Source organism: Lachnospiraceae bacterium JLR.KK002 (assembly GCA_036941025.1).
Taxonomy (GTDB): Bacteria; Bacillota; Clostridia; order Lachnospirales; family Lachnospiraceae; genus Petralouisia.
Window position 1 is genome coordinate 54,928 of record JAYMNP010000001.1, and the last position, 12,771, is coordinate 67,698.

The window sequence follows — 12,771 nt, forward strand, 5'->3', positions numbered from 1 at the left end:
ATCAACAGGCAGTAAATGTGGAAGGTGGGATTATATGAATGAAAATATGGAAGTTAAGAAACCGAAGACGAAAGGCTTCAAAAGCCTGACCGTTATGCTGGTTTCCATTATCTGTATTATGGTGTCTGTTCCGACAATTGGTCTGGCATGTCTGGGTGTTTATTATCTGAGACAGTCCATGGATGAGTCAGTGGATTTGTATGAGGAGTCCATGACAGACGGTTATTCCATGGAAATCAAATCTCAGGTACAGGGAGCCCTGGCACTGATTCAGCGTTATTATGACAGGTTTAAAAGCGGTGAAATGACGGAGGAAGAGGCGCAGCAGAGAGCGAAAGATGCAGTGCGTTCCATGCGTTACCGGGATGACGGCTCCGGTTATATCTGGATTGACGGAGAGGATTATGTGCTGGTTGAACATCCGATTCTGACAGACCAGGAAGGTACCAACCGGAAGGATTTAACAGATCAGAACGGTGTGAAAGTGACGCAGAATGTGGTGTCAGCAGCAAAAGCCGGAGGCGGCTACAATGAATTTTATTTTACCAAGGCAGACGGTGTGACTGTTGCGCCCAAGATTGCCTATTCTGAGATGTTTGAGCCCTGGGGCTGGGCCGTTGCCACCGGAAATTATGTGGATGAAATGAATGCAAAGATTGACAGCCAGAAAGATAATATCCAGAAAGAATTCTCCGGTATGCTTATGATTTACGGAGTTGCGGCTGTTGTTATGCTGATTATAGCGATAGTAATTTCCACAGTGGGTGGTATGCGGATAACAAAAGGTATTAAGATGGTGGAGGCTCATCTTCGCCAGGCAGCAGTGGGAGATCTTAGTTTTACCGTCAGCCCTGTATTACTGCAAAGGAATGACGAGATTGGAGAAATGGCACGTTCCCTGGATAATGTGCGGGAATCTCTGGCAACTATGATTGGCAGTGTTCTCCATACAGGAGAATCTCTGAATCAGAGCAGTGAAAAGTTCAGTGAGAAGTTCGGTTATATTCTGACCAGTATCCGGGATACCAATCAGGCCATTGAAGACCTGGCACAGGGAGCTACCAGTCAGGCTAATGAGACAGAGACCGTAAATGAGAAGATTGGGGAACTGGGAGATGTTATTGAAGTAGAAAAGAGCGGTGTACATAAGCTGGAAGAAGCAGTTTCTGCCATGGCTACCCATTCAGCAGGAGCTTCTGAGAGTATTCGGGAACTGGATCAGATTACAAGACTGACCATTGAAACCATTGATGTGGTATCAGAACAGACCAATAAGAATAATGACTCCGCCGCCAATATCAATAAAACCATTGAGATTATCAAAGGGCTGGCAGCCCAGACCAATCTGCTTTCCCTGAATGCCAGCATAGAGGCGGCCAGAGCCGGAGAAGCCGGCAGAGGATTTGCAGTTGTGGCAGAAGAAATCCGGAATCTTTCCGAGGAATCTTCCGGAAATGCCCAGGAGATTGAAGAAATAGTGAAAGAACTGGTGCATAATGTGGAAGTTTCCGTCAATAAAATGCAGGAAGTTACGAACAATGTGCAGAAGCAGCAGAAATGTCTGCAGGAAACCAGAGTTGCATTTCAGCATTTGAAAGAAGAAGTAGCCATGGTTGAAGAAGTGACAAAAGAAATCGGCGGACAGACAGAGATTCTGAATTCCCTGAAACAGATTGTTACAGACTCTGCCAACAGTCTGGCAAGCGTGGTGGAGGAGAGTGCGGCGTCCACAGAAGAAACCAGCGCCAGCATGACTCTTCTGTCTCAGACCATTGACGAGTGTACCGAAGATACCAGGGGACTGGTAGAACTGAGCCGCAGACAGAATGACCAGGCAAATAAATTTAAATTGTAAATTTTTCTTGCAAAACAGAATAATCTGTGATAAGATAACCCATAACTAAAAAACATCAACTTAGTAAAGCGTTGAAGGAGACTCTTGTTTTCAGAAGCCGACAGGAATATGGCGTCACCGACTGAGAGCGCCGTTTGGAAGAGGAGATAAAGGGAACGCTCCGGAGCAGACTGGTTAAGCAGCTTATGGGAAAAGATTCATGGCGGGCAGGCCAGTACGTTGTGCGCGTTAAGCATAAGAGTGGAAAGCAGATGTTCCTGATGCTGTGCAGCGGGAAGCAGTCTTTCAATGCGGGTGGTACCGCGGATTTCCCTGGAAGAGATTCGCCCCGGAATACGAAAGTATTCCGGGGTTTTTTTATCTTACAGGAAATACCGTGTCGCGCTAACGTGCGAAAGTATCTTCCTGTAAGATAAAGCCCTCCGGGCGGGATGCGCAGCTCGCGGAAAGGAAATCTATTGCCAGGCAATCCGCTCGCGCGCGGCGAGCAGGGTGCGGTAAATCTTCCCTGCTGGATTGCGCAGCTCACGGATACGCAAAAAGGAGTGGGAATTATGAGCAGTATTTACAGAGACATAACGTTAAACAAAGTGAGTGAAACAGATATCGGACGGACCATCCGGGCAGCCGGATGGGTGGAAAACATCCGGGACCATGGCGGCGTTTCTTTTATTGATTTGAGGGACATGTACGCTGTGATGCAGGTGGTGATTCGGGATGGGAAGCTGCTGGAGGGAATCCGCCGGGAACAGGCGGTATCCATTCAGGGTATTATCGAACAGCGGGATGAGGATACGTACAACCCGAAGATTCCCACGGGAACCATAGAGCTGGAAGCAAAGGAAATTCAGATTCTGGGAGACGTATATGCACCTCTGCCCTTTGAAGTGATGACCAGCAGAGAAGTGCGGGAAGACGTGCGTTTGAAATACCGCTATCTGGATTTGCGGAACCAGAAAGTAAAAGACAACATTATTTTCCGTTCCAGGGTCATTGCATATCTGAGGGAGAAAATGACAGAACTGGGATTTCTGGAAATCCAGACCCCGATTCTCTGTGCTTCTTCCCCGGAAGGAGCCAGGGATTATATTGTTCCTTCCAGAAAATACAAGGGGAAATTTTACGCGCTGCCTCAGGCGCCCCAGCAGTACAAACAGCTTCTGATGGTATCCGGTTTTGACAGGTATTTCCAGATAGCCCCCTGCTTCCGGGATGAGGACGCCAGAGCAGACCGCTCGCCGGGAGAATTTTACCAGCTTGATTTTGAAATGAGCTTTGCCGACCAGGAAGATGTATTTCAGGTGGGAGAAGAAGTATTGTCCGCAGTTTTTGAAAAATTTGCACCGGAGGGAAGCACAGTTACAAAGGCTCCCTACCCTGTGTACAGCTATAAACAGGCTATGCTGGAGTTTGGCACCGACAAGCCGGATTTGCGGAATCCTCTGCGGATTATGGATCTGACAGAATTTTTTCAGAAATGTACCTTTCAGCCTTTCCTTGGAAAAACCGTGCGGGCCCTCCGGGTACATGCGGAAATGTCCAAAAGTTTTCATGGGAAACTGCTGAAATTTGCCACCGGAATCGGCATGGGCGGACTGGGTTATCTGGAAGTGATGGAAGACGGCAGCTTTAAGGGGCCCATTGACAAGTTTATACCGGAAGAATTAAAAGAGGAGTTCCGCAGCCTTGCCGGCCCTGAGACAGGAGACACCATATTTTTTATGGCGGACAGGGAAGAACGGGCGGCTTACTTTGCAGGTATGATTCGTACGGAACTGGGAGATAAGCTGGGCTTACTGGAAAAAAATGCGTTCCGGTTCTGTTATGTCAATGATTTTCCCATGTTTGAGCAGGATCCTCAGACGAAAGAACTGACCTTCACCCACAATCCCTTCTCCATGCCCCAGGGCGGGCTGGAAGCGCTGGAAACCATGGATCCCCTGGACATTCTGGCATATCAGTACGACATTGTGTGCAACGGAGTGGAGCTGTCTTCCGGCGCGGTCCGCAACCACGATTTACAGGTTATGGTGAAAGCCTTTGCAATTGCAGGATATGATGAGGAAACGCTGAAAAGCAAATTCGGCGCCCTCTACCACGCGTTTCAGTTCGGAGCGCCGCCCCACGCAGGCATGGCGCCGGGGATTGACCGTATGCTGATGTTGCTGCGGGGAGAAGAAAACATCCGCGAAGTGATTGCGTACCCCATGAACGGAAATGCCCAGGATCTTATGTGCGGCGCGCCGAATCAGGTGACAGAGCAGCAGCTTCGGGAAGTGCATATCAAAGTCAGGGATTAGGAGAGAGGAAGGATTGGAAACAATGGAAAAGAAACAGGGCAGAAATGTGATTTCAGATGAAACCATGGAATATGTGGGAATTCTGGCCAAACTGGAGCTTTCCCAGGAGGAGCGGGAACGGGCCAGAAAGGATATGGAGGAAATGCTGGATTATATTGACAAACTGAACGAACTGGATACTTCCGGCGTGGAGCCCATGTCCCATGTATTTCCTGTAGATAATGTGTTTCGGGAAGATGTGGTGACAAACGGGGATGACCGTGAAAATATGCTGAAAAATGCGCCGGAAGTCCGGGAGGGAAGTTATCAGGTACCGAAAACAGTGGAATGAGAGAGGGAATGTCCATGTCAGTGAAAGAAATCAGACAATTTACCGCGCTGCAGCTTGCGGAAAAGATAAAGCATAAGGAAATCAGCGTGACAGAAGCAGTACAGGCGACGCTGGAGCAAATCCATCAGGCGGAGCCGGAGATACACAGTTATGTGACGCTGGACGAAGAAGGCGCCCTGAAACAGGCAGCCGAAATACAGGAAAAAATTAGCAGAGGAGAACTGGAAGGGCCGCTGGCCGGGGTTCCCGCGGCAATCAAGGATAATCTGTGCATCGAAGGGCTGCGGACCACATGCAGTTCCAGAATCCTGGAAAATTTTGTGCCCACATACACAGCGGAAGCAGTGCTGAATCTGCAGAAAGCGGGTGCGGTGATTCTGGGCAAAACCAATATGGATGAATTTGCCATGGGGAGCACCACGGAAACCTCAGCCTTTGGGATTACCCGGAACCCCTGGAATCCGAAGCATGTGCCGGGCGGTTCCTCCGGAGGAAGTTGTGCGGCGGTGGCGGCTCAGGAATGTTTTTATGCACTGGGCTCCGATACAGGCGGCTCCATTCGACAGCCAGCCGCATTCTGCGGCGTGACAGGGCTAAAGCCCACCTACGGAACGGTTTCCCGGTACGGGCTGATTGCTTACGGCTCCTCTCTGGACCAGATTGGGCCGGTGGCAAAGGATGTGGCGGACTGCGCGGCCGTTCTGGAAGTGATTACTTCTTATGACAGGAAAGATTCCACTTCCCTGAACCGGAAGGATACGGATTTTATTTCCGCACTGAAAAAAGATGTAAAAGGTATGAAAATCGGAATTCCGAAAGATTATCTGGGGGAAGGGCTGAATGGGGAAGTGCGGGAATCTGTTCTTGCGGCGGCAAAAGTGCTGGAAGCGCAGGGCGCCCTGGTGGAAGAATTTGATTTAAGCCTGGTGGAGTACGCAATTCCGGCTTATTATGTCATTGCATGTGCTGAAGCCAGCTCCAACCTGGCACGGTTTGACGGAGTGAAATACGGATACCGCAGCCAGGAATACGAAGGGCTTCATCAGATGTACAAAAAATCCCGCTCCGAAGGGTTCGGCCCGGAGGTGAAACGAAGGATTATGCTGGGCTCCTTTGTGCTGAGTTCCGGTTATTATGACGCTTATTACCTGAAAGCTCTGCGCACCAAAGCACTGATCAAACAGGCTTTTGACCAGGCTTTTGAAACATACGACGTGATTCTTGGCCCGGCGGCGCCCACCACTGCACCGGAAATCGGAAAGAGCCTGGAGGACCCCTTAAAGATGTATCTGGGAGATATTTATACAGTCTCTGTAAATCTGGCAGGACTGCCGGCCATGACCCTGCCCTGCGGGATGGATAGAAAAGGACTTCCCATCGGACTGCAGTTAATCGGCGGATGTTTCCAGGAAAAAAAGATTCTGCAGGCAGCTTATGCATTTGAGCAGAACAGGAGGTGAGGACATGAGCAAAGAATATGAAACGGTCATCGGACTGGAAGTCCATGTGGAGCTTGCCACCAAAACAAAGATTTTCTGCGGCTGTTCCACAGCATTTGGAGGAGCGCCCAATACCCATACCTGTCCGGTATGCACCGGAATGCCGGGGTCCCTTCCGGTTCTGAATAAGAAAGTAGTGGAATACGCCATGGCAGTGGGCCTTGCCGCCGGCTGTACCATAACCAGGAACTGTAAATTTGACCGGAAAAATTATTTTTACCCGGATAATCCCCAGAACTACCAGATTTCCCAGCTCTATCTGCCCATCTGCCGGGATGGAGGAATTGAGATTGAAACCTCTGCCGGAACGAAAACCATCGGAATCCATGAAATCCATATGGAGGAGGACGCGGGGAAATTAATTCATGACGAGTGGGGTGACTGTTCTCTGGTGGACTACAACCGTTCCGGTGTGCCATTAATAGAAATTGTTTCCGAGCCGGATATGGGTTCGGCAGAAGAAGTCATTGCTTATCTGGAAAAGCTGCGGATGATGATTCAGTATCTGGGGGCCTCCGACTGCAAACTGAACGAGGGCTCCATGCGGGCGGATGTGAACCTGTCGGTACGGGAAGCAGGCTCAGAGGAGCTGGGCACCCGGACGGAAATGAAGAATCTGAACTCTTTTAAAGCTATTGCCAGAGCCATTGAACACGAGAAAACCCGGCAGATTGATTTGCTGGAAGAGGGAAAACAGGTAATCCAGGAAACCAGAAGATGGGATGATGGAAAAGAGTATTCCTACCCCATGCGCAGCAAGGAAGACGCTCAGGATTACCGGTATTTTCCGGAGCCGGATCTGGCTCCCCTTTCCATCAGTGAGGAATGGATTGCAGAGATTAAGGCAGGGCAGCCGGAACTGCGCCCGGAGAAAATGGCAAGGTACCGGCAGGAGTACGGACTGCCTGATTACGATACGGAGATTATCACCTCGTCCAAACATCTGGCTGACTTGTTTGAAGCCACCGCAGAGCTGTGCCGGAAACCGAAAAAAGTAAGCAACTGGCTGATGGGAGAGACCATGCGCCTCTTAAAGGAACGGGAAATGGAGCCGGAGGAAATCCGTTTTTCACCGGAACATCTGGCAAAACTGATTGCCCTGACAGAAGAAGGCAGCATTAACAGCACAGTGGCGAAAGAAGTATTTGAGAAAATATTTGACGAGGACATCGACCCGGATGCTTATGTCAGAGACCATGGACTGAAAACCGTCAACGACGAAGGGGAACTTCGCGCTGTCGTGGAACAGGTGATAAAGGATAACCCAAAATCCGTGGAAGATTACCGGAACGGAAAGGAAAAAGCCATTGGATTTCTGGTGGGCCAGACCATGAAGGCCATGAAGGGAAAGGCAAATCCCGGCATGGTAAATCAGATTTTGAAAGAATTGTTGTAACTGTCTCCCTCCTGGGATATAATATGGAAAAGCAATACCGGAGACCCGGAAAAAACCGGAAGAACCGGGAGCTGTTTTCCGGCCTTGCCATTGAAAAAGCCGGGGAAACATATACCGGGGAAATGTGCCGGTATCCGGTGATTCTGGTAACGTTGAAATCGGCAAAACAGAGGACTTACAAAAATGCTATGGCATGTCCTGGGGATTCCCTGGCAGGAGAATTTGCCCGGCATGAAAATCAGGTAAAAGGCAAACTGAATCCGGCGGACTGGGAAAAATTCATGGATATCCGGGAACGACGGGGAAGGGAGGAAGATTATCTGACAGGCCTGGCGACGGACACTGACATGAAAGCCCCGTTATGTGTGCAGACACTGGAAAATGCAGCGAGGGCATATCCAGGCATCCGCGGGGCGTTCATCCACAGTGACAGGGGAAGCCGGTATACCAGCCGGCTTTACCGGGATGCAGTCTGTCAATATGGCATCCGGAGATATTTCATCAGCTATTGGAATAACCGGAGGATCTGCTCCTCTGATGGAGGCCTTCCTCCCATGATAAAACGACAGCGATACTATGATTCCCTGAAAGAAGCAGCACAGGATGCAAAATCCCTGAGGAAAATGTGTCAACTAATCTTGACAAAATCACTTTTCTAATTCTGTCACGAGTTTTGTTCCCACAAACAGGACAGCGTATCCATTCAGATTTTTCCATTTTCTTCTTCTTTGGATTTTTTATATTTTTCCGGATTCTTTTTGGCTGGAATATGTCGTAGCAAACGCAACACCAATGCCTGACATTACCCATCTTATAGCAGCCTCGCAGAAGTCATTAAACGCACCGCCCACCAAAGTACTAATCGAATATATTATCGAAACAGCAAAAAGCAGGATCGCTGTTCTTAATATTAATCTCTTATTACCTTCCGCAACCTTTACATCTTTCTCAATCTTTTCTTTCATTTTTGTGTCTCCTTTCAATAGTTCATCTAAATATAGGCATTTGCGAAACTCTATAATTGTACTGATTTCATGTACGATTCAGAAAACCTGAATACAAATATTTTCTCATGCAAAAGGTAAGAAATGCATTTCAGCACCGTGGAAACGAGACTTAAAAGAGCATGGAAGCCTTTGCTGACATGGTCTTTTGTATTCAAAGGCTCGTTGGAATGTCTGGTGCGTCCGACATGTCGGCCTTTTGTATGATGAAAATATTTAAGAAGAAATGCAGTAATTGTACATGAAATTTTGATAATTTTACAGTTTCGCAATTACCGGAAATAATTTCCTTTTGAATAGAAAAAAACCACACAACTACGAATGTAATTGTGTGGCGAAAAAGGCGGTTCCTTAAAAATCCACGCTCCTGATGTTCCCGTAAGGGACAGCAGGAGTTTTATGGTGTCAGTATGGCATATTTTTGAAAAAATGTCAAGAAGGCGCAGGAGGCCAGGATACAGGAAATTTTGTGAGAAAATATTTTATGACAGGCAGAAATTTCATTGAGTAAATCACTCTGTAAATTTTTCGCTGACTATGCTAATGTTAAGCTGTGTTTATTTACCGGAGGAGATGTTATATGACAAGGAAGGAACAAAAGGAAGCCAGAAAAGTACAGATTATTCAGGCTACCCTGGATTTATTCGTGGAACGGGGATATTACGGAACCAAAACAAGCCAGATATCCAGGCGGGCGGGGATTAGTGAAGGGTTGCTGTTTCATTATTTTCCAACAAAGGAAATTCTGTTAGAAGAGCTGGTAAATATCGGACTGGAAGGGATGCGTATGCCCATGCAGGTCAGGGCAGAAAATGGTCTGGATTTTTTTTATCAATTTACGAAACTATTGTTTCTGCAGACCGAAAAAAATCCTTTTATTGCGAAAATGTTCGTATTTATGGGACATGTGGCGTGGGCGGAAGATATACCGGAGAAACTTCGTCGGCTGGCCGCTTCGGTCGATACTATTGCATTTTGCCAGAACTGGGTGGAAGCAGGACAGAAAGATGGAAGCATTCGGAAAGGAAACGTCATGTCGCTGTCAAATATGTACTGGTGTGCGATACACGGAATCATGGAACAGTGTGCGCTGCATCCGGAAATTCCCCTGCCGGAACCGGAGTGGATAGTGGGTATGCTGCAAAACGATTCAGAAGCAATTGAGTGAAAATCGTTTATTTATGGAGGAAAATGATGAGTGAAAACAGAAAAATTGTAATCGCAGGCGGCGGCATTGCCGGATTGTCGGCAGGAATTTATGGCAGACTGGCAGGTTATGACGTGGATATTTATGAGAAAAATCCCATTGCCGGCGGCCAGTGTATGGGGTGGAACCGGAAAGGCTGCCATATTGATAACTGTATTCATTGGCTTACCGGAACTAAAAAAGGGACGTCTCTCCGGAAAGTATGGGAAACAGTGGGAGCCCTGGATGAGCATACGGAATTTGCAGACTGCGACTGCTTTTATACAAGTATCCGGGGAGGTTTTCAGGTAACACTGTGGAAGGATTTAGAAAGGACGAAGGCAGAACTTCTCCAGTTGTCCCCTGAAGATGAAACGGAAATAAAAAAATTTGTGAAGCATGTGAAATACGCAGCGGAATGTGAAATGCCAGCTGAGAAGCCTCTGGATGCTATGGGGATTACTGATTATATCCATATGGGAGCTTCCATGGCGGATATGCCAAAGGTGATGAAGGAATACGGTTCCATTGATCTGGAAGAAATGTCCAGGCGGTTTAAACATCCTGCACTGAAGGCACTGTTTACAGATTATCTGCCCAAAGAATATGTTGCAAGTTCTTTTCTCGTTTCTTATGCCAGTATTATATCCGGTAATGGTGAAATACCGATGGGCGGTTCTCTGGCAATGGTGCAGCGTATGGTGAAGCGATTTCAGGAGCTTGGAGGAAATTTATACTGTAATGAACCGGTTTTACGGATTCTGATAAAAAATAAAAAAGCAATCGGGATTGAAAAGGCAGACGGGAAAACAGTGCTGGCAGATTATGTTATCTCATCCGTGGATACGATGGAAATGTTCGGCAATTTAGTCGGGAAAAAGTATATGGATGCAAAATGGCGGTCCTGTTATGCAGATAATGACAAATATCCTCTTTTCACTGCTGTTCAGGCGGCATTTGTGGCTGACCGGGAGGCATATGACGGGAAAGGAACTGTTTTCTTCGACTGCGCTCCTTTTGAAACCGGGGGAAAGAAAGTGGAGAGAATTTCGGTGAAAAGTTACGAGTATGAACCTGGATTTGCTCCCACAGGAAAAATGGTACTCCAGGTAAATGTTCCACAATTCGATAAGGAATACTTTTACTGGAAAGGACTGGAAGGGAAGGAATATGAGAGACAGAAAAAGGAGACAGTAAGGGCAATTGAGAAACGATTGCTGACACAGTTCCCCGGCCTGCAGGGGCACATGGAATTTCTTGACTGCTGGACACCCATTACTTACGAACGGTACTGTAATGCATATCATGGAGCATATATGGGATTCATTACGAAAAAAGGCGTAAAGTCTTTTCGTGTGAAAGGAATCATAAAAGGGATAAAAAATCTGTATATTGCCAGCCAGTGGGTTATGGCGCCGGGCGGACTTCCGGTAGCAGTAACAGCAGGAAAGTTCGCTGTGTGGCGGATTGTTCGGAAAGATAAAAAATGATGGGAAAACTTTATTAACTGGTGCAGAATGTAAAATAGCTACGAATAGCGTAGTATAATATGTATGAGGAGGTCTGAAGAACGATGAAAATTCATATCAGAAATGCAAAACCGGAAGAATATGGAGCGGTGGAAGCCATTATGAAGCAGGTGCAGCAAATGCATATTGACTGGCGGCCGGATATTTACAGATACAGTGACACGGTGCTGCCTGCTGACGTATTTGAACAGGCAGTGAAGGATGAAACATTTTTCGTTGCGGAATATGAGGGAATTGTGGCGGGAATTTTATTTATTATGTACCGACATGTCGAAGGTCCAAATCAGGTGGCCAGAAGTGTTATTTTCATTGATTCCATGGCAGTGGATGAAAATTACCGCGGGAAAGGGATTGGACATGCTTTTTTTGAGTTTCTGAAAGAACTGAAAAAGCAGAAGGAATATGACGGGATTGAGCTGCAGGTGAACGGGAAAAATAAAGCGGCTTTTCATATGTATGAAAATTGCGGATTTACTGTGAAATCCATAAATATGGAGCTGTTATAAGGCCTCGGCCGGGGAGAAAACGGTATGGATATCGGTAAATGAAACGGGCTTTTTTCCCTGCGGAAGATATAGTATGATGGGAACAGACAGGAAAATACAGGGAGGATAAGTCATATGCTGAGTATTATTTTTAACAGAGGGTCAAAAGATATAGAAAATACGAATTATGTGTTCAGTCCGGATACATGGTTTAAATATAATTATGAAGAAGAATGGTTTGAAGATGAACTGGTAAAAGAAATGGTTCGGGATGTAGATGATTCAACAGTAATATCAGCGTATTCTATTGACAGTCCGGTACTTGGAATCATTGCGCCCGAACGATTGTCGGGAGGTGTGAAAGCACTTATTATTATGTATAAGGAACCCACGCTTATTGTTAATGCTTCTGCCTGTGGAAATAATTGTGCGAAATGGATACTGGAAATTGGGAAGAGACAGGATATTACCGTGAGACTGGGGTATGAAATGGAATTTGAAGAGCCTTTTGAAATTTCTGTCAAAAACAGTGGAAATGTAATTCACAGTTATGAAGAATTCTTAAAGGAATTTCAGGAGGTGGAAATTTTTGAAGGGTAATATAAGAGTAGTGGTATCTACGAAAAAACTTCGTTATGAACTCAACCTGCGCAGAAATATCACGGTGATTCAGGGAAACAGTGCAAGTGGAAAAACAACTCTGATACAGATAATAAGTGATTATCTTTCCGGCAGAACGGGGCCGGGAACAGAAGTGATTTGTGACAGGAAGTGTGCGGTTTTGTCAGGAGATGCCGAAAGTGCGGTATTACGATTACAGCTGCTGAAAGAAACAGTGGTATTTGTAGATGAGCAGGAAAGATTTTTATATTCGAAATCTTTTGCAGAAGCAGTGCTGGCTTCCGGCTGTTACTTTGTATTTATCACAAGAGATAGTCTGAATATGCTGCCATATAGCGTCCATGAGATTTATTATCTGAAGAACAGCGGGTATTATCAGAATACCAGACAGGTTTATAATTCCATGCACCAGGTATATCCGGAAATAAATGTGAAAAGAATACCGGAATTGTCCGTTATTCTTACGGAAGATTCCAACGCCGGTTATGAAATGTTCGAAGCAATTTGTAAGGAAGGAAACGCTGGCGGAACTCTGCGACCATCAGCCCTTTATTGCGAAAGCTAA

The 12,771-nt window shown here is 46.6% G+C and carries 12 protein-coding genes; 11 read left to right on the top strand and 1 reads right to left on the bottom strand.

The window, feature by feature from the left end; all coding sequences use genetic code 11:
* The first annotated feature begins 34 nt into the window (after positions 1 to 34).
* The 6 genes from VSQ32_00275 to VSQ32_00300 all read left to right on the top strand — a co-directional run bounded on the left by VSQ32_00275 (position 35) and on the right by VSQ32_00300 (position 8,040).
* A complete protein-coding gene (locus tag VSQ32_00275; GenBank protein ID MEH2941330.1) occupies positions 35 to 1,855 on the top strand; it encodes a methyl-accepting chemotaxis protein in 1,821 nt (606 codons plus the stop codon).
* A gap of 554 nt (positions 1,856 to 2,409) precedes the next feature.
* Positions 2,410 to 4,155, top strand: coding sequence for an aspartate--tRNA ligase (gene aspS / locus VSQ32_00280; protein MEH2941331.1), 1,746 nt, complete (start codon positions 2,410 to 2,412; stop codon positions 4,153 to 4,155).
* A 22-nt stretch (positions 4,156 to 4,177) separates the two neighbouring features.
* Positions 4,178 to 4,486 (top strand): Asp-tRNA(Asn)/Glu-tRNA(Gln) amidotransferase subunit GatC, encoded by a 309-nt coding sequence (gene gatC / locus VSQ32_00285; GenBank protein MEH2941332.1) that lies wholly within the window; start codon positions 4,178 to 4,180, stop codon positions 4,484 to 4,486.
* A gap of 14 nt (positions 4,487 to 4,500) precedes the next feature.
* Entirely contained in the window at positions 4,501 to 5,946 is a 1,446-nt protein-coding gene (gene gatA, locus VSQ32_00290; protein MEH2941333.1) for an Asp-tRNA(Asn)/Glu-tRNA(Gln) amidotransferase subunit GatA, read from the top strand.
* Positions 5,947 to 5,950: 4 nt separating this feature from the next.
* Entirely contained in the window at positions 5,951 to 7,381 is a 1,431-nt protein-coding gene (gatB, locus tag VSQ32_00295) for an Asp-tRNA(Asn)/Glu-tRNA(Gln) amidotransferase subunit GatB (GenBank protein MEH2941334.1), read from the top strand.
* A 23-nt stretch (positions 7,382 to 7,404) separates the two neighbouring features.
* Entirely contained in the window at positions 7,405 to 8,040 is a 636-nt protein-coding gene (locus tag VSQ32_00300) for a hypothetical protein (protein MEH2941335.1), read from the top strand.
* A 78-nt stretch (positions 8,041 to 8,118) separates the two neighbouring features.
* Here the strand turns inward: VSQ32_00300 and VSQ32_00305 are convergent, their stop codons facing one another.
* Positions 8,119 to 8,346: a hypothetical protein gene (locus VSQ32_00305; protein ID MEH2941336.1), complete on the bottom strand. Its 228-nt coding sequence runs from the start codon at positions 8,344 to 8,346 to the stop codon at positions 8,119 to 8,121.
* Between the two features lie 619 nt (positions 8,347 to 8,965).
* On the opposite strand from VSQ32_00305, the gene VSQ32_00310 reads away from it, so the two are divergent.
* The 5 genes from VSQ32_00310 (at position 8,966) to VSQ32_00330 (ending at position 12,771) form a co-directional block, all read left to right on the top strand.
* Positions 8,966 to 9,553, top strand: coding sequence for a TetR/AcrR family transcriptional regulator (locus VSQ32_00310; protein ID MEH2941337.1), 588 nt, complete (start codon positions 8,966 to 8,968; stop codon positions 9,551 to 9,553).
* 26 nt (positions 9,554 to 9,579) lie between these two features.
* On the top strand, positions 9,580 to 11,061 hold the full coding sequence (locus VSQ32_00315) for an NAD(P)/FAD-dependent oxidoreductase (protein MEH2941338.1): 1,482 nt from the start codon (positions 9,580 to 9,582) through the stop codon (positions 11,059 to 11,061).
* A gap of 83 nt (positions 11,062 to 11,144) precedes the next feature.
* Positions 11,145 to 11,606, top strand: coding sequence for a GNAT family N-acetyltransferase (locus tag VSQ32_00320; GenBank protein MEH2941339.1), 462 nt, complete (start codon positions 11,145 to 11,147; stop codon positions 11,604 to 11,606).
* A gap of 114 nt (positions 11,607 to 11,720) precedes the next feature.
* Positions 11,721 to 12,185, top strand: a complete 465-nt coding sequence (locus VSQ32_00325; GenBank protein ID MEH2941340.1) for a DUF4869 domain-containing protein — start codon at positions 11,721 to 11,723, stop codon at positions 12,183 to 12,185.
* Complete coding sequence (locus VSQ32_00330) at positions 12,175 to 12,771, top strand: hypothetical protein (GenBank protein MEH2941341.1); 597 nt, start codon at positions 12,175 to 12,177, stop codon at positions 12,769 to 12,771. The genes VSQ32_00325 and VSQ32_00330 overlap by 11 nt, the downstream gene beginning before the upstream one ends.